Origin of the sequence: Caldicellulosiruptor diazotrophicus, from assembly GCF_017347585.1 — a bacterium.
Lineage (GTDB): Bacteria > Bacillota > Thermoanaerobacteria > Caldicellulosiruptorales > Caldicellulosiruptoraceae > Caldicellulosiruptor > Caldicellulosiruptor diazotrophicus.
In genome coordinates this window covers 1295228-1319860 of the sequence record NZ_AP024480.1, presented here as the reverse complement: position 1 = coordinate 1319860, position 24633 = coordinate 1295228, and the positions used below count along the sequence as shown (strand labels likewise).

Genomic DNA, 24633 nt, shown 5'->3' with positions numbered 1-24633 from the left:
AAGTGCGGGGAAAGGGGAAACAAGATTGGTATGGATAGGACAAAGAAAAAGAAGATTATAATTTCTATTATAGCTTCGATTTTGGTTATATGCATAGCTGTGGCTGGGTATGTTTACAAGGTTTTTGTTATTGATGCAAGGCATATTGAGAAGGTTTTTACGAAAAAATTACAGGTATCGAAAAACCCTTCACTAAAATATCCTTTTGATAACAATAGTATAAACATCTTGATTGTTGGACTTGATAAGGCAAGCAATAGAACAGTGTACGATATGCATCGAACAGACACAATTTTGTTTGTAAATATTAATTTCAAAGACAAAAAAGTTAGAGGAATTTCTATTCCAAGAGATACGCTTACACAAATATACAAAATTGAAAAATGGGACAAGATTAATAGTGCATTTGGTTATGGAGGAGGAGAGAAAAAAGAGGGTTTTATATATACTATGGAAACTGTAAGTAAGCTCTTAGGTGGGATGCCAGTAGATTATTACATCGGATTTGACCTTGATGCAATAAGAAAGGTTGTAAATATATTAGGTGGTGTTTATGTCAATGTTGAGGTACCTGTTAGGGTAAAGACCAAGTGGGTAGACATTGATTTAAAACCAGGATATCAGAAACTGAATGGGATAGAAACTCTTTATTACGCTCTTTGGAGAAAGACTCCTGGGGGTGATATAGACAGAATAAAAAGAGATAAAGAGCTGATTCTTTCGGTTTTTCAGCAGCTCAAAGAAAGTAATAAAATAATAAAACTACCGGAAATATATTGGAAGATAAGAAAACACTTTTTTACCAATCTTTCTTTTCAGCAGGTGACATCGCTTGCTTATTTTGCCCAAGGAATGAACAAAGAAAACATTGTATTTGAGAGTATTCCTGGCACTTATTTTAACTATGCGGGAGTGAGTTACTGGAAACCGGACTATGAGGGGATAAAAAAGCTTGTAAAGGACTTACTTGGCTATGACATTGAGATAGACCTTCAGCTTCCTGAAAAATTTAAATATGTACAGAAGGTTGTAAAACATAAAACCAGTAATTCTTCACAGAAATCTGTTGGGAATAATTTACAGATTGCAGTTCAGAAACACCAGAAAACAACAGAAGAACAAGGTCAGCAAAAAAGTTCAGTTGATATTTCTTTGCCAGCAAAAAATTCGGATAATTCTTCAAATGGGGATACTACTGCTAAGACTCAGCAAACTTTGCAAGCACTGGAGGATCAGCAAACTTTGCCACCAGAAAATTCTCAAGATAGCTTTTACAAAAATCAAGGGCAAACTTTATCACACCAAAGTAATTCATTGCCATCTACAGACTCAGATGTAAATACAAATGTCTACAATGAGGTCAGATAGGAAGAATTTTTGACAAAAGTTTTTAAATTGGATATACTTTATTTATGTAAAGTTATTGTAAGATAGCATGGGGTGGCAAAGAATGTATAAGGTGGGAGATACTATAATACACCCTTTGCATGGAGCAGGCAGGATAGTTGAGATAGTTGAGGAGAAGGTCTTAGATAGTGTTCAGAAATATTATGTGCTGAAGATACTTTACAATGGAATGAAGGTATTAGTTCCTGTCAAAAGCGCATCAGAGATTGGTATTCGGAATGTTATTTCTGAAGAGGAAGCAAACAGAGTATTTGAGCTTTTGAAAGACAACAGTTTTAAAGTTGATATAAATGGATGTGGAAATTATAATAAACGAATAAGAGAAAATCAGCAAAAACTGAAGAGCGGGAATATTTACTGTGTGGTAGAGGTTTTAAAGATGCTTGCAATGAGAGAAAAATTAAAAGGACTTTCAACAAATGAAAAGATGATGTTCAACACTGCAAAACAAATTTTAGTAAGTGAGCTTGGACTTGCAAAAGGTCTTGACATGGAAGAAGTTGAGAGAATGGTTGACAGTATTTTATTTGAGCTTGAAACGGCAGAGTAAGGGGGAAGTTTTATAGTGGCAGGTTTTTTTGGATTTTTTGACTATACAAAGCCTGGGCCGGGTGTACCGGAAAATGAGCCTCCAAAATCAAAGTTTATAGTGTTTTTTGAAGTGCTTACAAGGAAGTTCTGGAAACTATGTTGGTTGAATATTTTATACTTTCTTGTCTCGCTACCAATACTAATATTGCTCTATTTTATAATTGGCAATTATTTAGCTCCTATTATTCAGTCTGCAACAAAAGGAGCTGGAAATGTAAAAGATATTCAGTCGTTACAAGGTTTTTTGATGACAGCTTTTGGTTTGACACTTTTAAGTGGATTTATGGTGTTTGGTATAGGGCCAACAACTGCAGGTTTCACGTATATTGTGAGAAATTTTGCAAGAGAAGAACATGCATGGGTTACTAGTGATTTTTTTGAGCACACAAAAAAGAATCTCAAAGAGGGAATAATTAGTTTCATTATAGACTTATTAATACTGTGGGTATTTTCTGTAGCTATACGATTTTATTCAATTCAAAGTCTCAAATATCCAAGTGTAGGAATTATAAAATATTTTTTAGTTTTCACACTTTTTGTCTATTTCATGATGCACATATATATTTACCCTATGATGGTAACATACAACCTGAAAGTAAGGCACATTTATAAAAATGCTTTTATTTTCACCATTTTAAAACTTCCCCATACTATTGGAATGTTTTTGTTATTAGTAACTGTATGGTTAATTCCTTTCTTACTTTTATTTGTAACACGGTTTATCCCAGTGCTGTTTCTTTATCCTTTAATATGGGTGAGTGTAATTGGGCTTACTCAAAATTTTTATACAAATTACATCTTCGGGATATATCTTAATCCTCATAAGGAAAATGAAGAGCAGCTTGAAAGTCAAGAAAATACTGAACTTTCTTCAAACAAAGATGATGACAGACATAGTTAAGATAGTGTATAATATATAATACTATGCGAAAATTTAAAATACGTGAAGGGAGGTTATATCTTTATGGAACCAGTACTTGTTTACAACAGAAGGGACGTGTTTACAAAGAGCAATTTAAACAAACTCAGAAAAGAAGGTTACATCCCTGCTGTTGCATATGGTAATGACATAAAGAGCCTTCCTGGTTATGTTTCTAAAAAAGAATTTGAAAAATTGTATCATCAAAAAGGTTTGGCTGGTAAAATAAAGATTTTTATTGATGGGAAAGAAAGAACTGCTCTTATAAAAGAGGTTCAGATACATTATACAAAAGGGAATATAATTCATGTAGATTTTCAAATACTTTCTGAAAACAAGCCTATTTATGTTGAAGTGCCTATTATATTTGAAAATGCAGAGATTTTAAAATCAAGAGGACTTGTGCTTCAAAGACAGATGGACACAGTAGAGATAGAAGGGCTTCCAAAGGATATTCCTGAACATTTAGTAATTAACCTCATGGAGTATGAAAAACCAACAGCTATAAAGTTAAGAGATATAAAGCTTCCAGAGGGAATCAAAATAACAGAAGACTTGGATGAGGTTGTTGCAGTAATTGATATAAGCGAGATTACAGAAGAGCCAGAGATAGAAGAGAAGAAAGAAGAGACTTCTTCAAATGCATAATAACACAGAAAAGATTAAAAAATGTGACTAATATAAAATTGCGAATAAAGAAAGGTGGCAACAACAAACAAATATGCCACCTTTTTTCGTTATCATCTATTTCAAATCAAAAATTCGGCATCAAAGTTCGAAAAGATGTATTTTTCACAGCTTCTTAAGAACATGGTTGGTAACAAGCTTCTGTGAGCATATTGTTATTAACGTTTTTGCCAACTATACTTCCATATACTTTTTTATACTCTTTCTTAAAAATCTAAATAGATTCTGGCTACAAAAAACAAAAAAGGTGAGTGATTAGCATCCACCTTGAACACCCACCTTAAATCTAATTCATTTTCAATATATTATTCTAAGTTTTTTAAAAATTCTTTAAGATTATCAATTTGCTTTCTTACACTCTCCAGTGAAGTCCCGCCATAGCTTTTTCTCCGATTTACGCAGGTTTCAATATTTATAAATTGATATACATCCTCTTGAATCTTCTCACAAAATCTTTTATATTCCTCTAACGATAAGTCTTCAAATGTTTTGCCGCTTTCAATACAGTACTTTACAATGTTTCCTACAATAAAATGGGCATCTCTAAAAGCTAATCCCTTTGCAACCAAGTAATCTGCAAGGTCTGTTGCATTGATAAATCCAGATTTGCAGGAACTTATCATATTCTCTTTGTTAATTTTGAGAGTTTTGAGTATTTCATTTATTATTATTAAACTCATTTCTCCCGTTTCAATGGAATCAAATAAAAATTCTTTGTCTTCCTGCAAATCTTTGTTGTATGAAAGAGGCAAACCCTTTAGTACTGTTAAAAGTCCAATCAAGTTTGCATATACTCTTCCTGTCTTACCACGGATAAGCTCCAGAGCGTCAGGATTTTTCTTTTGTGGCATTATGCTACTACCTGAACAGAAACTATCATCAAGTTCAATAAATTTAAACTCGTCAGTATTAAATATAATAAAATCTTCTGCAAGTCGAGAAAGATGCATCTGAATCATGGCAAGTGAAAATAACATCTCAAGTATAAAATCCCTATCAGACACAGTGTCGATACTGTTTTCTGTTACGCTTTCAAAACCAAGTTCATTTGCCACAAAGAATCTATCTATTTTAAATGTGGTTCCTGCTAAAGCAGCACTACCAAGTGGACTGGAATTTGTCATACTGTAGTTATGTCTTAGTCTTAACAAATCTCTTTTTAACATATGAGCATATGCTAGAATATAATGAGAAAAAAGAACAGGCTGAGCTTTTTGCAGATGAGTAAACCCTGGCATAATTACATCAATATTTTCTTCGGCTAAGTTTACAATGGTGTTTATTAATGTTTTTATCAGTTCTTGAAGATACAAATTCTTTTCACGACAAAATAGTCTCTCGTCAAGAACAACTTGGTCGTTTCTGCTTCTGGCTGTGTGAACCTTTTTGCCAACTTCTCCTATTCTCTTTATGAGCTCTTTTTCAATCAGCATGTGGACATCTTCATCAGAAACTTCAAATTCGATTTTACCTGATTTAAAATCTTCTAATATTTGATAGAGACTATCTATGATAAGTTTTGACTCATCCTCAAGAATAATATTACACCTTGCAAGCATTTTAACGTGGGCGACAGACCCAAGAATGTCGTATTCAAAGAGTTTTATGTCAGTCATAATAGAAGCATTAAAAAGATCAAAAATCTGTGCTGTAGACTTTGAGAACCTGCCTTCCCAGAGTTTCAGATTATTCATCCTCCCTTCTGTTTATCATTCCAAATACCTTCAAAGGCAAGCCAAACAAGTTTATAAATCCCTCGGCATCCTTTTGATTATACATTTGGTCTTCTTCAAAGGTTGCAAGGTCTTTAATATATAGCGAATTTGGTGATTTTGAGCCAGCTGAATAGATGTTACCTCTGTATAGTACGAGTTTTACTGTGCCATTAACAACCTCTTGGGTTTTGTCAACAAAAGCTGAAAGTGCTTCTCTTAACGGCGAAAACCAAAGTCCATCATAAACAAGTTCAGCAAATCTGATAGCTACCATCTCTTTAAAATGCAAAGTAGCTCTGTCAAGGCAAAGATATTCTAATTCTCTATGAGCATAGTGCAAAATTGTCCCGCCAGGAGTTTCATACACGCCACGCGATTTCATTCCAACAAGTCTGTTTTCAACTATATCAGCAATGCCGATTCCATGATTTGCCCCTAATTCGTTCAAGGTTTTTAGAAGTTCCACTCCATTCATTTTCTGACCATTTATCTTCACAGGAATCCCTTTTTCGAATTCAATTTCCACGCTTTCTGGAGAATCAGTAAGTTTAAGTGGATTTTTTGTAATTTTTAATACCTTGTCATAGTCTGGCATATTCCATGGATCTTCTAAATCAAGTCCTTCATGTGAAAGATGCCATATATTCCCATCCATGCTATAACTATCCTCTTTTTTAAAAGGAATATCAATTCCTTTTTGGGCAAGGTAATTAAGCTCGGCATCGCGCGATTTTAGATTCCAAATTCGCCAAGGAGCTATTATCTTTATTTGTGGCATAAGCGCTTTAATTGTCACTTCAAATCTTACCTGGTCGTTTCCTTTTCCTGTTGCACCGTGCGCTATTGCATCGGCGTTTTCTTTTTTTGCGATATTGACAAGTTTCTTCGCAATTAAAGGTCTTGCCATTGATGTTCCAAGCAGATATTTTCCCTCATAAATAGCTCCAGCTTTTAAAGTGGGGAATATATATTCATTCACAAACTCTTCTTTAGCATCTTCAATGTAAACCTTTGAAGCACCTGTCTTGAAAGCTCTTTCTTTTATTTTTTCAAAGTCATCTTCCTGACCTACATCAACAACAACAGCAATTACTTCGCAGTCATAGTTTTCTTTAAGCCAAGGGATAATAACTGAAGTATCAAGTCCGCCTGAATATGCCAAAACTACTTTGTTCAGCTTCATTTTGTTTATCTCCCCTCATGTAAATTAATTGATTTTATAAAATTATACACCTAAATGAATAATTATGCAACGAGCTAACTTAATTTTTCTTGAGATTTAAAAGGATTTATTTTATTATAATATCTTAGATATGAAGAATTTTTCAAGGAGTCTGTAAATGAAAGTAGCGTTATTTGGAGGTACTTTTAATCCTATACACATTGGGCATCTAATTATGGCTCAGTATGTTTTAAATTTCTCTCAAGTACAAAAAGTTATATTTGTTCCTAATGGGCGTCCCCCGCACAAAGTTGAGGATGTAGCAGATGCCTTCGATAGATTTGCAATGGTTAAACTTTCAATAGAAGATAATCCAAGTTTTGATATAAGTGACTATGAAATTAAAAAAGACGGTCCAAGTTGGACAATAGATACTCTTGAATATTTTTCATCTCTTTATGAAAAAGTGTATTTTATTATTGGAAGTGATAATTTGACAGAGATAGTAAATTGGTACAAGGCAGAAGAGATTCTTAAAAGATACCCTCTTATTGTTCTTCCGAGAGAAAGAGATTTATGTTCGATAAAAAAAGAAATAGAAAATCTTTATTCTAAATACATGCAAGAGATTACTCTAATTCAAGTGCCTATTGTTGATATATCATCAACAGAGATAAGAAAATTGATTCGTAAAAACAAAAGTATAAGATATATGGTTCATCCAAAGGTGGAAGAATATATAAAGAGAAAGGGGCTTTATAAAAGGTGAAAATTGAACAGATTAAAGATAAATTAAAAGAACTTTTGGATGAAAAAAGGTATGTGCATTCGATCGGGACAATGGAGTGTGCAGTAAAGCTTGCAGAGAGATTTGATGAAGATACAAAAAAAGCGATGATTGCAGGTCTTGTTCATGATGTTGCAAAATGCCTTGATAAGCAGCAGTTGTTGAATTGTGCATTGAAATCTGGTATAGTTATAGATAACGTTATGAGAAATCAAATAGAACTTTTACACGGTCCTGCTGGAAGTTATTTAGCAAGAAAGCTCTTTGGAATAGAAGATATTGATATCTTAAATGCTATTGCGTATCATACAACAGGAAGAGAAAATATGTCAAAATTAGAAATGATAATTTATGTGGCGGATTTGATTGAACCTTCAAGAAAGTTCGAACATGTAGAGAGGCTTAGAGAAAAATCGTTTGAAAATTTAGCAAAAGCTGTTGTAATGGCTATGGATAACACTTTAAAGTATGTAATTGACCGTGGTGGATTAATACATCCCAATACTATTTATGCAAGAAACTGGCTTATCTTACGAGAAAGCGGTGAAACAAAGTGAAGAAGATACGAATCAAGAAAGAAGCAAAGATGTTTTTAGCTTCTTTTTTAGTAACTGTAGCAATTTTATTTTTGTTAACAGTTATAACAGCCCTCTATTATAAAAATACAAAGACACTTCCGCCAATTATAAATAGTCTCATTGAAAAAGTTACAAATACTGAAACAAATGGTCTTGAGAATAATTTGCCAATGAACATTTTGGTTTTTGGAGGAGATGAAAAAGAAGGTGGAAGGTCAGACACCATAATGCTTATCCGTATCCAGAAAGATTTTCAACCGGTTATTATTTCTATTCCAAGGGATACACGAGTAAAGATAGAGGGCATAAGGGGATATTCAAAAATAAATGCTGCATATGCCTATGGCAAGTCAAAATTGGCCATAAATACTGTAGAAAATCTTCTGGGCATAAAAATTGACAGGTATGTAGCATTAAATTATGAAGCGGTCAAAAAAATTGTTGATGCAGTTGGTGGAGTGGATGTTGAAGTTCCTTTTCATTTATACTACAAAGATACAACACCGGGCAAAGAGCTTTTTATAGATATTCCTGCGGGTCTTCAACATTTGGATGGGGAAAAGGCAGTTGAATTTTTGCGCTGGCGACACAATTCAAACGGCAAAGAATATGGAAGAGGCGGGGATTTAGGCAGAATTGAGATGCAGAAAAAATTTGTGTTTGCTTTGATTGAGAAGGTATTAAAACCACAAAACCTTATAAAACTCCCAAGTATTATCCAAACAGCAACAAAATACGTTGACCATAATTTTACGAGAAGTGAAATGATTTGGTTTGTCCAAAATGCAGGTAAATTCAGTAGCCAAAATATAATGACAGCTGTACTGCCGGGCTATCCTAAGTATATTGATAATGTTTCTTACTATATATTGGATGAAGAAAAATGCAAACGGTTTGTTGAAGATTTAAATGAGCCAGAGATAGTAAAGGAAAATATCAGAATAAAAGTGATAGGAGAAAGTGGCAGTGAAAAGGCAGCTTTGCTCAAAAGTGAGCTTGAGTCAAAAGGATATGTAAATGTTGTATTGGTGAGTCAAAAGAGTATTCAAAATTCTACAATTGAGCTAAAGAGAGTTAACAGAAAATATATTGAACAATTGAGAAATGACATTGATCTTTCAACTTTTCAGGTGGTTTATTCACCAGACTATGATGAAAAATATGATATTTATATTAAAGTAAAATAAAAAAGGGGTGAAAAAAACAAATTGGAACAAAAAATATATGAGATTGTAAAGCTTTTATCTGACAAAAAAGCTCAGGATATAGTGGTTTTGGACATTTCAAAGCTAACCATAATAGCAGACTATTTTATTATATGCAGTGCTTCGAATGTTCAACACGTAAAAGCCATTGTGGATGAGATAGAGGAAAAGGAGCCAGTGCATATTTTAAGAATTGAAGGTAAAGAGAGTTTCAGATGGGTTGTTGTAGACTTTGGTAATATAATTCTTCATATCTTCCACGAAAAAGAGAGAGAATTTTATAACCTTGAACGTTTGTGGATAGATGCTCAAAAGATTGAGATTGCAGCATTGTAGTAATAACTAACTGATTCAAATGAAAAATCAATGGGGGTATGAAAAAATGGAATATAATTTTAAAGAAATTGAAAAGAAATGGCAGCAAAAATGGTTTTCACAGAACAAATACAAAGTATCAGAGGACAGTCCAAAACCAAAATATTATGTTCTTGAGATGTTTCCATATCCTTCAGGAAAGCTTCATATGGGACATGTTAGGAACTATTCGATTGGAGATGTATTTGCTCGATTTATGAGATTAAAAGGATACAACGTTTTGCACCCGATGGGCTGGGACGCTTTTGGATTACCAGCTGAAAATGCTGCTATAAAGCATGGAATTCATCCTTCTGACTGGACATGGTCAAACATTGAGAATATGAAAAAACAGCTTATGGAACTTGGAATTAGCTATGATTGGGATAGAGAAGTAGCCACATGTCATCCAGACTATTATAAATGGACTCAGTGGATGTTTTTGCAGTTTTATAAAGCCGGACTTGCCTATAGAAAGAGGTCATATGTGAACTGGTGTCCATCGTGTGAGACAGTGCTTGCAAATGAACAGGTTGTAAATGGTAGATGTGAAAGATGTAAATCACTTGTTGGTAAAAAAGATTTAGAGCAATGGTTTTTTAGGATTACCAACTATGCAGAAAGACTTCTTCGTGATATAGAAAAGCTCGACGGTTGGCCAGAAAAGGTAAAGATAATGCAAAAAAACTGGATAGGGAAAAGTGAAGGTGCAGAGATTGAGTTTGAAATTGAAGGCTTAGGTAAAAAAATAAAAGTGTTTACTACAAGACCTGATACTCTTTTTGGTGTCACATACCTTGTTTTGGCTCCAGAACATCCCTTAACAAAAGAGATAATAGCAGGAAAACCTCAAGAGAAAGAGTGTTTGGAATTTATCGAAAAGATGCAATATCTAAATGAGATTGAGAGAACTTCTACAGAAACAGAAAAAGAGGGAAGGTTTACGGGTGGATATGCTATTCATCCTCTAACAGGTGAAAGAGTTCCAATATATATTGCAAATTATGTGCTGGTTGATTATGGAACAGGGGCTGTAATGGGTGTTCCTGCGCATGACCAAAGGGACTTTGAGTTTGCTAAAAAATATAATCTCCCTATTAAAGTTGTAATAAAAGGTGAAGGTATTGACATCGAAAATCTTCAAAATGCCTATGAAGACGAAGGTGTCTTGATTAATTCTGGAATTTTTGATGGGCTTAAAAATACAGAGGCCATGAAAAAGATAACACAGCATTTGGAACAAAAAGGTGTTGGCAGGGCATGTGTAACGTATAAACTTAGAGATTGGTTAATATCGAGACAGCGTTATTGGGGAGCTCCAATTCCTATTGTATATTGTGATAAATGTGGGGTTGTTCCTGTACCTGAGGATGATTTGCCTGTTTTGCTGCCTTACAATGTTGAGTTTAAACCAACAGGGCAGTCACCACTTTCTTACTGTGAAGAGTTTGTCAACACTACATGTCCAAAGTGTGGGGAGCCTGCAAAGAGAGAAACTGATACAATGGACACATTTATATGTTCATCATGGTATTATTTTAGATACACAGACCCCAAAAATGATCAAAAACCTTTCGAAAAATCCATTGTTTCTTACTGGCTCCCTGTTGACCAGTATATTGGTGGGGTTGAACACGCTATATTGCATCTTCTGTATTCTAGGTTCTTTACAAAGGTGCTATATGACCTTGGCTATGTACCTTTTGAAGAGCCTTTCAAGAACCTCTTGACGCAAGGCATGGTGTTAAAAGATGGAGCAAAGATGTCAAAATCGCTTGGAAATATAGTCAGTCCTGAAGACATAGTAGAAAAGTATGGAGCTGACACAGCAAGGCTATTTATACTTTTTGCTGCACCGCCGGAGAGAGATTTAGAGTGGTCAGACCAAGGTGTTGAGGGATGTTTTAGGTTTTTAAATAGGCTGTGGAGACTTTATATAGAACTTAAAAACAAACTTGCAGATGATAATCTTATTGGTGAGTCTGAACTTGACGATGAACTAAAATATAGATTAAATTATACAATTAAAAAGGTCACAGAGGATATAGGAGAGAGGTTCAACTTTAACACTGCTATCAGTACTATCATGGAACTTTTGAATTTTTTGTATGAGTATAAGGAGAATGGAAAATTAAATAAAGATTTAATTGTTGATACACTCAGGAATTTGTTAATATTGATTTATCCATTTACACCCCACATTGCATGTGAGCTATGGGAGATTATGGGGTTTGGTGAGGACATTGAAGAGGTAAGCTGGCCGCAGTACGATGAAGCTGCTCTTGTTCGAAAGAACGTAGAGATTGCTATTCAGATAAATGGCAAGGTAAGGTCAAGGATGAACATCTCTGTGGATATGACAGAAGAAGAAGTGAAACAGGCAGTTATCAATGACCAGAAACTTAAAGCGCTTTTGAATGGGAAGGAAATAGTTAAGTTTGTGTATGTGAAAAATAGACTTGTTAACATTGTTGTAAAATAATAAAGAGGGCATTTACGTTGTGCCCTCTTTATTTTAATTTTTTATTTTGTAATGTTGAAAAATCTATTGTTTTTGTCGACCTGAGTTTTAGTCTCATTTTTTTACGCTTAAACCTGATTATAGTTATAACTGTAAATAGTAGCACACACAAGATAATTCCTGCCAAGATTTCTATCACTACTTTAGTACCCTTTATCAATCCATTTTTTACATTCTGTAAAATTTTCTTTGAAGTTTGCATTTCATATCTTTCATATGAAAGAACAGGTATGGAACTGATGAGATATCCCTTACTGTACACATACACATTTCCGATGACTGTGTCTTTATATACTGGCAGTTTTAAGTCTTTTAAAAAGTCTACAGTGTAAGTTAAGTCAGATTCTGCTGGAGAGTAAACATTTTGAAGAACATAAACAGGAGTTTTAAGATATCCATCCAGCCATTTATGATTTGTTTTATCTATCAATACTTTACCAACAATTTGATTCTCTGAAAAAAGTTTCTCTCTTTTAAAGTTGTTAAAACCGTAATTAAATAGCTTAATTGCATCTGAAAAAGCATCTTCAGAAGAGAGAATAACAGCGATAAGTTCAATGTCGTCTTTTTTAGCAGAGGCAATTAAGCATCTTTTTGCCTGGGCTGTATAACCTGTTTTTATTCCTGTTGCATATGGGTAATAATATTTAGAGTTTTTACGCAGAAGTTTATTTATATTATAAATTATCTGCCACTCAGTTTTTTTATGCATTGAAGCGGTTGTAATTCTATATTCAACTGTAGAAAATATCTTTCTCAAAATCTTATTTTGATAAGCCTGTCTTGCAATAAGGCTCAAATCATAAGCAGTTGTATAGTGCTGAGGAGAATGAAGTCCATTTGGATTTACAAAATGAGAATTTTTGGTACCAATACTTTTTGCGTATTGGTTCATTTTTTCAACAAATGCTGGGATATTACCAGCTATATTTTCAGCAATCACATTAGCTGCATCGTTTGCAGATATCAAAAGCATAGCATAAAGGAGGTCCTGGAAAGATATAGTCTCCCCTGGGTTAAGATAGTAACTGCTACTTCCTGGTTCAATCATTGTGGCTTTTGAAGAAACTTTAAATATCTTGTTAAGATCATGTTCATATGATATAGCAACAAGTGCTGTGAGAACCTTGGTAGTACTTGCAGGAAAGCATATTAAATTAGGATTTTTTTCAAATAAAATCTGCCCCGTATGTGCTTCAACTAAAATGGCTGATTTTGCGCTCAAGCCAAGTTTGTCTGGGGACTCTTGCTGTGAGTATGTATATAAAGGGTATGTAAAAAGTATTGCAAAAAGAAGTGCAAAGATAATTAGATATAACCCTATCTTTTTTAGAAACTGAGACATTAAATACTGTCACCGCCTTTAAAAATTTTGTTTGCATGTGATAAAATAAGTATATATTATGACCAGCTTTTATGTCAATTGCTGGACTTCTGGCAAAACTTTTTATTCTCCTGTGAAGTACTACAATCAAAAAAAAGAAGGTGAAATAAAATGCCTATATTTACAAAAAGAGAAAAGGTTATGATTGTGATAATTGCTGTGCTTCTTACACTAAATATATACCAGTATTTCACACGCAATAATTTTTTAGACAAAAGCACCGGAGAAGTGGTTACCCTTGAGTCACAAGAAAGCGACAATGACATAATGAACAATGAAGGTGGAAAAACAGCTGAGACAAATATCCAAGATTCTCAGCAAAAATATGTTGTCTATGTGTGCGGAAACGTAAAAAATCCAGGAGTTTATGAGCTTTTGCCAGGCAGCAGAATAAACGATGCCTTAATTTTGGCGGGTGGAGCTTTGCCAGGAAGTGACTTGAATTCAATTAATCTTGCCGAGAAAATTTCTGATGGGCAAAAGATTTATATTCCAAAGATGAGCGAAATACAGTCAAAAAGTATGTTGCCTCCTTCCTCAAGTGGGACGAAACAAGAAACAATTTCTGCAGGTGAAGGAAAAATAAATATCAATACTGCAACAAAGGAGGAGTTGAAAACTCTTGATAGAATTGGTGATAAACTTGCTGAAAGGATAATAGAATATAGACAAAAGCATGGTCCATTTAAAAGTATTGAAGAGATAAAGAATGTAAATGGTATTGGGGAGAAGATATTCGAGAGTATTAAGGATTCCATCACAGTGCAATAAATCAATTGACAAAACTCAAATAAAAGTTTATAATACAACCGTTATGATACGAGGTGACTATAAAGATGAGATTAGATGTGTCAAAATTAAAAACAAATGGTGACTCTGAAGAGTTTGAATTTTGTGAATCTTGGGAAAAGCTTGAATTTAGAGGTGATATTTTATTTTTCGTTGAACCTGTCTATTTTTATGGGGTGGCTACAAAGAAGGGAAATTTAATTGAGGTCAGTGGAAATGTCAAAACAAGGCTAAAAACAATATGTTACAGATGTACAGATGATGCTTATGTTGAAGTTGACGTTCCTTTTTATGAAGAGTACTCTAATAGAGAAGATACTACAGATGATGAAGTAATTAAGTTTGTGGATGATATCATTGAATTTGATGATAGCATAGTAGCAACAATTGTTCTATATCTGCCAATGAAGTATCTATGCAAGGAAGACTGCAAGGGGCTTTGTCCTGTATGTGGAACAAACCTGAATGTGAGTTCATGTTCTTGTGAAAAAGATGATATTGACCCAAGACTGAGCATTTTAAAAACCATTATTAATCAATTAGACACAGATGAAAAAAAGGAGGTGTGATAGAAAATGGCACAACCAAAAAGAAGATGGTCAAAACAAAGAACACACAAACATAGAGCTAATTGGAAATTGGAAATTCCAAATCTCGCAGAGTGTCCACAGTGTCATGAAATGAAACTTCCTCACAGGGTATGTCCAAATTGCGGGTATTATAGAAATAGAAAAGTTGTAAACCAAGACTAACGAAATAGCCCTGATTTATTTTCAGGGCTATTTTACTTTGAATCCATAAAAGGTATTTCAATTGTAATAAAAAAGTGATAAATTAATAGAAAAGGGTGATGAAAACTGGTCAAACGAAAAATAAGAAAAGTTATAGGAATCAGGCGAAAATTGGTTGAACCAAGGAGAAAATTATATCTTGATATATTGGTATACAGAAACTTGAAAAAACTTCTTTCAACATTTGTATTTCAAACCATCTTCATTTACATGAGTCTTCCATATGAAGTTGATACTAAAAGAATTATAGAATATCTAATCAAAAAGAACAAAAGGGTGTATGTACCCAAAGTTGTAAATAGTGCAGAAATGGTGGCTTGTGAGTATAAAAGAGAGGATAAGCTTCACAGAAATAAGCTTGGTATCTTAGAGCCGTCAAATACATACCAGATACCTCCATCACAAATAGATGTGTGTATTGTACCAATTGTTGCGTTTGACAATAATTTAAACAGGGTGGGGTTTGGTAAGGGTTACTACGATAGGTTTTTGAAAAATGTAGATCCGCATTGTATAAAAATTGGAGTTGCTTACCATTTTCAAAAAATAAAAAGAATAAAACCAGAAAATCATGATGTAAAACTTGATATAATTGTGACTGATAGGTTTATCATACTGCAAAAAAATGCATATAGGGGAGAATACGATGAGAAGAATACTCCTTAAAAATGCAAAAGAAGGTATGCTACTTGCTCGGGACATATACAGTGAAGATGGAAAGGTTTTGATTGCAAGTGGGCAGAAACTCACAAATAGTATCATAAAAAGATTAAAAGAATTTGGAGTTTATGACATTTACATTGTAGATGACAATACCGAGATTTACATAGAAGATGTTATAACCAAAGAAATTAAAGAAGAAGCATTTGAGATTGTAAATGGTGTTTTCTCATCGAGATATATAAATGCACAAGAGATTACTCCTGAAATAAAAGAACTTGTTGGCAAAATAATTTCTTCTCTTTTGAACCAAAAAGAGGTTATTTTAAATTTATGTGATATACGCACAGTTGGGAACTACACACTTTTTCATTCGCTCAACACAACAGTTCTTTCAATTCTAATTGGAATAAAGCTTGGATATGAATTTGATAAACTAATGATACTTGGTATGGGCACTTTACTTCATGATATTGGCAAAATAAGAATTCCCAGGAATATTTTAAGTAAAAGAGGACCTCTTCAGGAAAAAGAATATGAAATGATAAAAATGCACACAATTGTTGGATATGATATCTTGAACTCTGAGTACAAATTTGAACAGAATGTTGCAGAGATTGCACTTTTCCATCACGAAAGATTAGATGGCAGTGGTTATCCGTTTGGCAAAACCAGAGATGAAATCCCGCAAATGGCTAAAATTGTAGCTGTAGCAGATGTGTTTGACGCTTTAGTAAGTGATAGAGAATTTAGAAAACGCCTAAAACCTCATATGGCGATTGAATATCTATTAAATTCGTGTTCGACACATTTTGATAGTTACATCGTTTCAAAATTTGTCACATTTATTTCTCTTTTTCAAATAGGAACACCGGTTGTACTCAATACTCGAGAAAAAGGGATAGTTGTTCATAATAATCCCAGGTTTCCATCCAGACCAATTGTTAGAATTTTTTATGATAGCGAAGGTAAAAGGCTCGCATTTCGCAAGGATATAGATTTGGCTTTGAATTTCCATTATTATATTGTTGATGTTTTGGATGATTTAGAGATATAAAACCAGAAAAGAAGAAAGGTGCAAAAGAAAAATGAATTTTGTTCATCTTCACCTTCACACAGAGTATAGTTTGTTAGACGGGGCTTGTAGGATCGATAGGCTTTTTGAAAGGGTAAAAGAGCTGAATATGAATGCTGTAGCAATAACTGACCATGGAGCAATGTATGGTGTTATAGATTTTTATAAAGCTGCCAAGGAAAATGGTATTAAGCCTATAATTGGATGTGAGGTATATTTAGCTCCACGAACTCGCTTTGATAAAGAACCAAATATCGACAATGATATCCATCATCTTGTCCTTCTTGCTATGGACAATGATGGTTACAGAAATCTTTCTAAGATAGTTTCAATTGGATTTGTTGAAGGATTCTACTATAAACCAAGAGTTGATAGAGAAGTTTTGAGTAAGTATTCAAAAGGGCTCATTGCTCTTACAAGTTGTCTTGCTGGGGAAATTCCTAAGCTAATTTTGAGAGAGCAAAAGGAAAGATTGCATAATGCGATAAATTTCTATAAAGAGGTATTTGGCAAAAATTTTTACTTTGAACTTCAATATCATTACATTGATGAGCAAAGGTTTGTAAATAATGAACTTATGAGGCTGTCAAAAAAATATCAAATTCCGCTCGTGGCAACTAATGATGTCCATTATTTGAGGAGAGAAGATAGAAATCTTCACGATATCTTACTTTGTATTCAAACGGGAAAGACTATAAATGATTCAAACAGAATGGAATTTCCAACTGATGAATTCTACCTCAAATCACCTGAAGAGATGTACCAACTTTTTGGTTACATTCCAGAAGCATTAAAAAATACATTGGAGATTGCTGAAAAATGCAATGTTGAGTTTGAGTTTGGTAAGATTAATCTTCCGAAATTTCAACTGCCCAAAGGCAAAAATGACGCATTTGAATATCTTAAAGAGTTGGCTTTAGAAGGATTCAAGAAAAGATATTCAAAAGATGACAAAGCAGCATATGACAGGCTTATGATGGAGCTTCAAGTGATAAAAGATATGGGATTTGTTGAATACTTTTTGATAGTTCAGGACTTTATAAACTATGCTAAACAAAATAACATAATGGTAGGACCTGGGAGAGGTTCTGCAGCTGGGAGTATTGTTGCATACTGTCTGGGTATCACAAATGTTGACCCAATAAAGTATGACCTTATTTTTGAGAGATTTTTAAATCCAGAAAGAGTATCTATGCCCGACATAGATATTGACTTTTGTTACCAAAGAAGACAGGAAGTGATTGATTATGTTACTCGCAAATATGGAGAGGACAGAGTAAGTCAAATAATTACATTTGGAACGATGGCGGCGAGAGCATCAATCAGAGATGTTGGAAGGGTTCTGGGAATCCCATATTCTCAGGTAGACGAAATTGCTAAGATGATTCCGTTTTCTCCAGGGATGACCATTGACAAAGCACTTGAGATAAACCATGAGCTTAAAAAAGTTTATGAACGAAATAATACGGTAAGAAAAATAATTGATACAGCAAGAAATCTTGAGGGTATGCCAAGACATGCATCTGTTCATGCTGCCGGAGTTGTGATTTCAAGTTGTCCAATTACAGATTTAGTGCCGTTGGCAAGGACTGATGATGCTATTGTTACTCAGTTTCCAATGACAACTTTAGAAGAACTTGGGCTTTTGAAGATGGATTTTCTTGGTTTGAGAACACTCACTGTCATTCAAAATACGTTGGAGCTTGTGAAAAAAAATAGAGGTATTGAGATTGATTTGGACAAGATAGACTATAATGATAAAAATGTTTATGAATTTATATCAGAAGGAAACACGAATGGTGTGTTTCAGCTTGAAAGTAGTGGCATGAAACAGTTTATGAAAGAACTCAAACCTGAAAACTTGGAGGATATTATTGCAGGAATTTCTCTATTTAGACCAGGACCTATGGACCAGATTCCAGTTTACATTCAGAACAAAAACAATAGAGAGAAAATTGAATACTTACATCCTAGCCTTGAACCAATTTTAAATGTAACCTATGGATGTATTGTGTATCAAGAACAAGTTATGCAAATTTTTAGAACACTTGCTGGATACTCGCTTGGGAGAGCTGACCTTGTGAGAAGAGCAATGGCAAAGAAAAAAGCTGATATACTGATGGAAGAAAAGAGCAGATTTATTGAAGGAGCTATAGCTAATGGAATAGATAAGGAAGTAGCTGAAAAAATTTTCGCCATTATAGAAGATTTTGCAAGTTATGCATTTAATAAGTCACATGCTGCTGCATATGCTATATTAGCATATCAAACAGCATATTTGAAAAGGTATTATACTATCGAGTTTATGACAAGCTTAATTACAAGTGTCATGAACTCAAATGAGAAGGTGGGAATGTATATTGAAGAGTGCAGGAAATTTGGGATATCTATTTTACCACCTGATATAAACAAAAGTAGTTATGACTTTACAATTGAAGGAAACAGTATAAGATTTGGACTTAGAGCTATAAAAAGTTTGGGCGAGAACATCATTGCCCACATCCTAAAGGAGAGAGAAGAAAAAGGTGAATTTAAGGATTTATACGATTTTATAATGAGGGTTGACACAAATACTGTAAACAAAAGAATTATTGAAAATTTGATACGTTCAGGTGCATTTGATTTTACAGGTTTAAATAGGAATTCGCTTTTAGCTTCAGTCGAAGACATACTTGTTATAAAACAAGCTAAAAAGAAGAATGCCAATCAGTTTAGTTTTTTTGAAATATCAGGTAACGAAAATGAAAGTTTTGAATACAAAAATATGCCACAACCAACAGCTCATGACCTCATAAGAATGGAAAAAGATACAATTGGAGTATATATAAGCAGTCATCCACTTGAAAAGTATATAGAGGAAATTTCAAAATATAATGTAACTCCTCTCTCTGAAATATCTACAATGACTGAAGAAGATGAATACAAGTTTGGGCAAATACTCGTGTGCGGAATATTAAAAGACATTAAAGTAAAACTTACAAAGAATAATCAAACAATGGCATTCGCAAAATTAGAAGATTTAACAGATTCTGTTGAAGTATTATTTTTTCCTACTGTTTACGAAAGGTATTCTCAGTTGATAAAGGAAGATATGATTGTGATAATGGAGGCAAAGGCAACATTCAGAGAGGACGAAGGAGTGAAAATTATTGCTCAAAAAGTAGACAGACTGGCTAATGACAAGCATCAGGAAGGTCAAGAAAGCGGTGAAAAAGCAATTGCAATAAGGGTGAGTGATGATACAATATTAAAGTCAAAAAAATTCTTAGCGTTTGTAAAATTCTTTGCAGGGAAGTCTAAAATAGTTCTTTATTATAATCAGAAAAGGCTGATTTCCAAGTCAAATTTATGTATAGAAATAAATCCTACAGTGATTGAACAGCTCAGAGAGTGGTTTGGCAATGAAAATGTTTGGTTAGAAGATATAGATTCTTGATTTTTAGACCGTTTTGTTATAATATTTGAAAAGAGGTGAGATTGAGATATGGAAAATGAAAATGTATACGAATACAAAAATGGTGACTATATAGTAGTCAAGGCACTTGAAAACGGAGTAAATGTCATAGGGCTTACAAGAGGCAAAGATACAAAACTTCATCACACAGAAAAACTTGATAGTGGTGAAGTTTTACTTGCTCAATTTACCGAAGTTACATCTGCAATTAAAGTAAGAGGAAGGGCAGAAATTTACACAAAGTTTGGACTAATTGTTTCAGAGTCCCAGAATAAATGATAGTGTAGAAGGTGTTTTTATGTGGGAAGTTGTTTATGTAACCTCAAATAGTGAGATTGCCAACAAAATTAAAGAAGAACTTGAGAAGGTAGGGATTCTTGCAAAGGTCAAATCTATTTCTCAGGAAGGGAAAGAGGGTTATTTTGAAATAATAGTGCCAGAAACTGAAGTTAATGAAGCACACAACATAATAATTGAAAAAGGATTTTAAACTAAAAAGAAAGGGGAATAAAATATATGCCAGAAGTGAGAACTATTGGTGTTTTGACAAGTGGTGGCGATGCGCCGGGAATGAATGCTGCTATTCGAGCAGTTGTGAGAACAGGTATCTACTATGGATTTAGAGTAATGGGTATAAGACGAGGTTATAATGGCCTTATTGAGGGCGATATTTTTGAGATGAACCTAAGGTCTGTTTCAGACATAATCCAGCGTGGTGGAACAATACTATTAACAGCAAGATCGCCTGAATTTATGACAGAAAATGGACTCAAAAAAGCTGCTTCAATGTGTAAGATATTCAAGATTGATGCTCTTGTTGTAATTGGCGGAGATGGGTCTTTCAGGGGAGCAAGAGACCTAAGTAAATTTGGTATAAACGTTGTTGGAATTCCAGGAACCATTGACAATGATATCGCATGTACAGATTATACAATAGGGTTTGACACAGCATTGAATACAGTGCAGGATGCGATTAACAAAATAAGAGATACAGCAACCTCTCACGAAAGAGTTAGTATTCTTGAGGTAATGGGACGTCACGCAGGATATATTGCTCTTTATAGTGGTATCGCAGGTGGTGCTGAGTCAATCGTGATTCCTGAAAAAGGTCTTGACAAGGATGAGATAATCAGAAGAATAATTGACGGCAAAAACAAAGGAAAGCTCCACAACTTGATTATATTGGCTGAGGGAATTGGTGGAGCAACAGAGCTTGCAAAAGAGATTGAAGAAGCAACAGGAATAGAGACAAGAGCGACCATTCTTGGGTATATCCAAAGAGGTGGTTCACCAACTGCGTACGATAGAGTTGTTGCAAGTTTGATGGGTGCAAAAGCTGTTGAAGTTATTAAAGAAGGTAAGAAAAACAGGATAATTGCTATGAAGGATGGAAAGATTGTTGATTATGATATTGATGAAGCACTCTCTATGCAAAAGACAATTGATGAGTATATGTATAATTTAGCTACTATCCTTTCTTTATAACTTTTTGTGGAGGGTTTAAATTTGAGAAAGACAAAAATAATTTGTACATTAGGTCCAGCGACCGATACAGAGGAAATAGTAAAAGAACTTGTTGAAAATGGAATGGATGTTGTTAGATTAAATTTTTCTCATGGTACTCATGAAGAGCATAAGAAAAAGATTGACATGGTAAAAAAAATAAGAGAAGAACTTGACAAGCCTATTCCTATTTTGCTTGACACAAAAGGACCAGAAATAAGAATAGGTTTTTTTAAGGACGGCAAAGTAGAACTAAAAGAAGGTCAAAAATTTGTTCTGACCACGGAGGAAATTTTAGGAAACGAAGAAATGGTGAGTATAACTTATAAAGAACTTGTTGAGGATGTAAAACCAGGTGATAAAATTCTTATTGATGATGGACTTATTGAGCTAATTGTTGAAGACAAAACAGAAAAGAATATAATCTGCAAGGTAAAAAATGGAGGAATTTTAACCAACCAAAAAGGGGTAAATGTACCAGGTATACCCATAAGACTTCCTGCACTTACCCAGAAGGATAAAGAGGATATTCTGTTTGAAATAGAAAACGATGTAGATTTTATTGCAGCCTCATTTATAAGAAAGGCAAGTGACGTTGTTGAAATCAGAGAATTTCTTAATAAAAATGGAGGAAAAGACATTTTAATAATTGCCAAAATAGAAACTCAAGAAGGTGTTGCTAACTGTGACGAAATAATAAGGGTTGCAGATGGTATTATGGTTGCAAGAGGAGACTTAGGCGTAGAACTTCCTTTTGAGGAAGTTCCGCTTGTCCAAAAGATGCTGATTGAGAAGTGTTACAAAGCAGGAAAGCCTGTCATAACAGCAACCCAGATGCTTGAATCTATGATACGAAATCCAAGACCTACGAGGGCAGAGGTTAGCGATATTGCCAATGCTATATTTGATGGAACTTCTGCGATAATGCTTTCTGGCGAAACAGCAATGGGCAAATACCCCGTTGAAAGTGTTGCTACAATGGCAAAGATTGCTGAGAGAGTGGAAAATCAGATTGATTATATCAAGAGATTCCAATCTCAGATATTTGATATGCCTGTTAATGTGACAAATGCAATTTCACATGCAACTTGTACAACCGCACATGACCTTGGTGCAAAAGCTATCATAACTGTGACAAAGTCAGGTAATACTGCAAGAATGGTTTCAAAATTCAGACCTGCATGTCCAATTATTGCAACCACACCTTGTGAGAAGGTAAGAAGACAGTTGAATCTGTCATGGGGTGTGTATCCATTTTTGGCTGAGTACAAGAGTTCCACCGATGATATATTTGACCATGCTGTTGAAATAGCTGTGAAATCCAAGATTGTAAAAAATGGAGATTTAGTTGTTATCACTGCTGGAGTTCCTGTTGGTGTAAGTGGAACAACAAATATACTTAAAGTTCACGTTGTAGGACATGTTTTGGTTGAAGGGCGAGGCTGGGGAAGCGGCAAGGTAACAAGCAGGGTATGTGTTGTAAGAACAATTAATGATCTTAAACAGAATTTTGAAGATGGAGATATTATTGTTACAAATCAAACAAATAACGAATTTATACCGTATATGAAAAGATCATCTGGAATTATTACAGAAGAAGGTGGACAGAACTCTCATGCTGTAATTGTAGGTGCTGCACTTGATATACCCGTAATAACAGATGCAAAAAATGCTTTGGAGATATTAAAAACAGGGATTGTGGTTACAATTGATACTCAAAAAGGCATTGTATTTAGTGGAGAGCAGAAAGTATAGGATAAAAGATTTTAGGGGTAATAAATAATGGTAGAAATAGAAATAATAGTTAGATATGCTGAAACAGACAGAATGGGTATTGTACATCACTCAAATTATTTTATTTGGTTTGAGGCAGCTCGTACAGAGCTTATAAAAAAGGTAGGTGTTTCATATTCTCAAATTGAAAAAGAATTTGGGGTGTATCTGCCGCTTATAAGCTGCTTTTGTGATTTTAAAAGAGCTTGTTTTTACGAGGATAAGATAACGGTAAGTGCAAGGGTTAATAATTTAGCGCCTACGAGAATAAAATTTTACTATGAAGTTAAAAGAGATGGGGTTTTGTGTGCAACAGGTTTTACAGAACATGCTTTTGTAGATAAAAATTTTAAACCGTTAAATTTGCAGAAAAAAAACAGGGATTTGTTTTTGAATTTTGAAAAGCTGTGGGTGGAAGATAAACTGTAATATTTAAAACTGTTTGACATATATTAAATAAGTGAGTTATAATAATACCATAATCCTGAAGTAGTGTTTTTGAGCCTGGTTTGAGGGGAGGGAAATTGATGTCAGAAGTAAGAGTGGGTGAGAATGAATCACTCGATAGTGCCCTCAGAAGATTTAAAAAGAAATGTGCAGAAGCTGGGGTTTTAGCTGAGCTCAGAAAAAGAGAGCACTATGAAAGCCCAAGCGTTAGAAGAAAGAAAAAATCAGAAGCTGCACGTAGGAGAAAGCGTAGATAAGGAGTAGGAGGCGTTTTTGTTGAGTCTCAAAGATAAGCTCCTTGAAGATTATAAAACTGCAATGAAAGAAAAAGATGTTGTCAGAAAAAATGTTGTTGGTATGGTAAGAGCTGCTATATTGCAGTTTGAAAAGGACAATAAAGTTATTCTTGACGATAATGGGGTGTTGAATGTTATTTCTAAGGAAATTAAGAAGAGGAAAGATAGTTTACCTGAATATATAAAAAGTGGAAGACAAGATTTGATTGATGAATTAAATAGAGAGATTGAAATTTTAGCTTCTTACCTTCCACCTATGCTCAGCGAAGAAGAGATAGAACAACTTGTGAAGGAAACTATAGAAGTTATGAAACCTAATGGTGTAAAAGATATGGGTAAGGTAATGCAAGAGGTTATGAAAAAGGTAAGTGGCAGAGCAGAAGGGAAAGTTGTAAGTGAGATTGTTAAAAAATTTTTACAACAGTAAAAATAGAATAATTTAAAATTAAAGTGGCCTTCCTTAAGTAGAAGAAGGTCACTTTTTTTATTTTTTGGATAAGTTATAAAAAAAATTGAGTAGAAATAAAATAGAGGT

General features: G+C 34.1%; 25 protein-coding genes. 22 read left to right on the top strand and 3 right to left on the bottom strand.

The genetic code is table 11. The features are described from left to right. The first annotated feature begins 30 nt into the window (after positions 1 to 30). The 4 genes from CaldiYA01_RS06330 to CaldiYA01_RS06315 all read left to right on the top strand — a co-directional run bounded on the left by CaldiYA01_RS06330 (position 31) and on the right by CaldiYA01_RS06315 (position 3565). Positions 31 to 1368: an LCP family protein gene (locus CaldiYA01_RS06330; protein ID WP_207177996.1), complete on the top strand. Its 1338-nt coding sequence runs from the start codon at positions 31 to 33 to the stop codon at positions 1366 to 1368. 82 nt (positions 1369 to 1450) lie between these two features. After that, a complete protein-coding gene (locus CaldiYA01_RS06325; RefSeq protein WP_207177994.1) occupies positions 1451 to 1957 on the top strand; it encodes a CarD family transcriptional regulator in 507 nt (168 codons plus the stop codon). 15 nt (positions 1958 to 1972) lie between these two features. Beyond that, on the top strand, positions 1973 to 2899 hold the full coding sequence (locus CaldiYA01_RS06320) for a YesL family protein (protein WP_207177992.1): 927 nt from the start codon (positions 1973 to 1975) through the stop codon (positions 2897 to 2899). 63 nt (positions 2900 to 2962) lie between these two features. Continuing rightward, on the top strand, positions 2963 to 3565 hold the full coding sequence (locus CaldiYA01_RS06315; RefSeq protein ID WP_207177990.1) for a 50S ribosomal protein L25/general stress protein Ctc: 603 nt from the start codon (positions 2963 to 2965) through the stop codon (positions 3563 to 3565). 344 nt (positions 3566 to 3909) lie between these two features. On the opposite strand, the gene argH is transcribed toward CaldiYA01_RS06315, so the two are convergent. Beyond that, the gene (gene argH / locus CaldiYA01_RS06310) at positions 3910 to 5298 is read right to left on the bottom strand and encodes an argininosuccinate lyase (RefSeq protein ID WP_207177988.1); all 1389 of its coding nucleotides are present in this window, start codon (positions 5296 to 5298) and stop codon (positions 3910 to 3912) included. After that, positions 5291 to 6502 carry an argininosuccinate synthase gene (locus CaldiYA01_RS06305; RefSeq protein WP_207177986.1) on the bottom strand — a complete coding sequence of 404 codons (1212 nt, stop codon included), beginning with the start codon at positions 6500 to 6502 and terminating at the stop codon, positions 5291 to 5293. Before CaldiYA01_RS06305 ends, argH begins: the two co-directional genes overlap by 8 nt. 157 nt (positions 6503 to 6659) lie before the next feature. Between CaldiYA01_RS06305 and nadD the strand changes: the two genes are divergently transcribed. From nadD to leuS, 5 genes are read left to right on the top strand one after another with little or no spacing between them, the layout of a single operon-like run. Beyond that, the gene (gene nadD, locus CaldiYA01_RS06300) at positions 6660 to 7250 is read left to right on the top strand and encodes a nicotinate-nucleotide adenylyltransferase (protein WP_207177984.1); all 591 of its coding nucleotides are present in this window, start codon (positions 6660 to 6662) and stop codon (positions 7248 to 7250) included. After that, positions 7247 to 7825, top strand: coding sequence for a bis(5'-nucleosyl)-tetraphosphatase (symmetrical) YqeK (gene yqeK / locus CaldiYA01_RS06295; RefSeq protein ID WP_207177982.1), 579 nt, complete (start codon positions 7247 to 7249; stop codon positions 7823 to 7825). Before nadD ends, yqeK begins: the two co-directional genes overlap by 4 nt. Continuing rightward, a complete protein-coding gene (locus CaldiYA01_RS06290; RefSeq protein ID WP_207177980.1) occupies positions 7822 to 9033 on the top strand; it encodes an LCP family protein in 1212 nt (403 codons plus the stop codon). The genes yqeK and CaldiYA01_RS06290 overlap by 4 nt, the downstream gene beginning before the upstream one ends. Before the next feature lie 21 nt (positions 9034 to 9054). Next, a complete protein-coding gene (gene rsfS / locus CaldiYA01_RS06285) occupies positions 9055 to 9387 on the top strand; it encodes a ribosome silencing factor (protein ID WP_207177978.1) in 333 nt (110 codons plus the stop codon). A 46-nt stretch (positions 9388 to 9433) separates the two neighbouring features. Beyond that, positions 9434 to 11887, top strand: a complete 2454-nt coding sequence (gene leuS / locus CaldiYA01_RS06280; protein WP_207177976.1) for a leucine--tRNA ligase — start codon at positions 9434 to 9436, stop codon at positions 11885 to 11887. Between the two features lie 28 nt (positions 11888 to 11915). On the opposite strand, the gene CaldiYA01_RS06275 is transcribed toward leuS, so the two are convergent. Beyond that, the gene (locus CaldiYA01_RS06275) at positions 11916 to 13271 is read right to left on the bottom strand and encodes a D-alanyl-D-alanine carboxypeptidase family protein (protein WP_207177975.1); all 1356 of its coding nucleotides are present in this window, start codon (positions 13269 to 13271) and stop codon (positions 11916 to 11918) included. A gap of 150 nt (positions 13272 to 13421) precedes the next feature. Between CaldiYA01_RS06275 and CaldiYA01_RS06270 the strand changes: the two genes are divergently transcribed. The 13 genes from CaldiYA01_RS06270 to CaldiYA01_RS06210 all read left to right on the top strand — a co-directional run bounded on the left by CaldiYA01_RS06270 (position 13422) and on the right by CaldiYA01_RS06210 (position 24525). Then, a complete protein-coding gene (locus CaldiYA01_RS06270) occupies positions 13422 to 14081 on the top strand; it encodes a helix-hairpin-helix domain-containing protein (protein ID WP_207177974.1) in 660 nt (219 codons plus the stop codon). A gap of 65 nt (positions 14082 to 14146) precedes the next feature. Next, positions 14147 to 14668 carry a YceD family protein gene (locus CaldiYA01_RS06265; protein ID WP_207177973.1) on the top strand — a complete coding sequence of 174 codons (522 nt, stop codon included), beginning with the start codon at positions 14147 to 14149 and terminating at the stop codon, positions 14666 to 14668. A gap of 6 nt (positions 14669 to 14674) precedes the next feature. Next, on the top strand, positions 14675 to 14851 hold the full coding sequence (gene rpmF, locus CaldiYA01_RS06260; protein WP_207177971.1) for a 50S ribosomal protein L32: 177 nt from the start codon (positions 14675 to 14677) through the stop codon (positions 14849 to 14851). Between the two features lie 105 nt (positions 14852 to 14956). Then, positions 14957 to 15556 carry a 5-formyltetrahydrofolate cyclo-ligase gene (locus CaldiYA01_RS06255; protein ID WP_207182753.1) on the top strand — a complete coding sequence of 200 codons (600 nt, stop codon included), beginning with the start codon at positions 14957 to 14959 and terminating at the stop codon, positions 15554 to 15556. Further along, entirely contained in the window at positions 15537 to 16607 is a 1071-nt protein-coding gene (locus tag CaldiYA01_RS06250; RefSeq protein ID WP_207177969.1) for an HD-GYP domain-containing protein, read from the top strand. The genes CaldiYA01_RS06255 and CaldiYA01_RS06250 overlap by 20 nt, the downstream gene beginning before the upstream one ends. A 31-nt stretch (positions 16608 to 16638) precedes the next feature. Then, positions 16639 to 20061 (top strand): DNA polymerase III subunit alpha, encoded by a 3423-nt coding sequence (locus CaldiYA01_RS06245; RefSeq protein ID WP_207177967.1) that lies wholly within the window; start codon positions 16639 to 16641, stop codon positions 20059 to 20061. Positions 20062 to 20109: 48 nt separating this feature from the next. Continuing rightward, positions 20110 to 20358: a trp RNA-binding attenuation protein MtrB gene (mtrB, locus tag CaldiYA01_RS06240; protein ID WP_013403351.1), complete on the top strand. Its 249-nt coding sequence runs from the start codon at positions 20110 to 20112 to the stop codon at positions 20356 to 20358. Positions 20359 to 20377: 19 nt separating this feature from the next. Beyond that, positions 20378 to 20569, top strand: a complete 192-nt coding sequence (locus CaldiYA01_RS06235; protein WP_207177965.1) for a hypothetical protein — start codon at positions 20378 to 20380, stop codon at positions 20567 to 20569. Between the two features lie 26 nt (positions 20570 to 20595). Next, positions 20596 to 21564 carry a 6-phosphofructokinase gene (gene pfkA, locus CaldiYA01_RS06230; RefSeq protein ID WP_307729578.1) on the top strand — a complete coding sequence of 323 codons (969 nt, stop codon included), beginning with the start codon at positions 20596 to 20598 and terminating at the stop codon, positions 21562 to 21564. A 21-nt stretch (positions 21565 to 21585) separates the two neighbouring features. Next, positions 21586 to 23337 carry a pyruvate kinase gene (pyk, locus tag CaldiYA01_RS06225; RefSeq protein ID WP_207177963.1) on the top strand — a complete coding sequence of 584 codons (1752 nt, stop codon included), beginning with the start codon at positions 21586 to 21588 and terminating at the stop codon, positions 23335 to 23337. 27 nt (positions 23338 to 23364) lie between these two features. Next, positions 23365 to 23784, top strand: a complete 420-nt coding sequence (locus CaldiYA01_RS06220; RefSeq protein WP_207182678.1) for an acyl-CoA thioesterase — start codon at positions 23365 to 23367, stop codon at positions 23782 to 23784. Between the two features lie 98 nt (positions 23785 to 23882). Continuing rightward, positions 23883 to 24059: a 30S ribosomal protein S21 gene (gene rpsU, locus CaldiYA01_RS06215; RefSeq protein ID WP_011917352.1), complete on the top strand. Its 177-nt coding sequence runs from the start codon at positions 23883 to 23885 to the stop codon at positions 24057 to 24059. Positions 24060 to 24078: 19 nt separating this feature from the next. Then, positions 24079 to 24525 (top strand): GatB/YqeY domain-containing protein, encoded by a 447-nt coding sequence (locus tag CaldiYA01_RS06210; RefSeq protein WP_207182677.1) that lies wholly within the window; start codon positions 24079 to 24081, stop codon positions 24523 to 24525. Positions 24526 to 24633 lie beyond the last annotated feature (108 nt).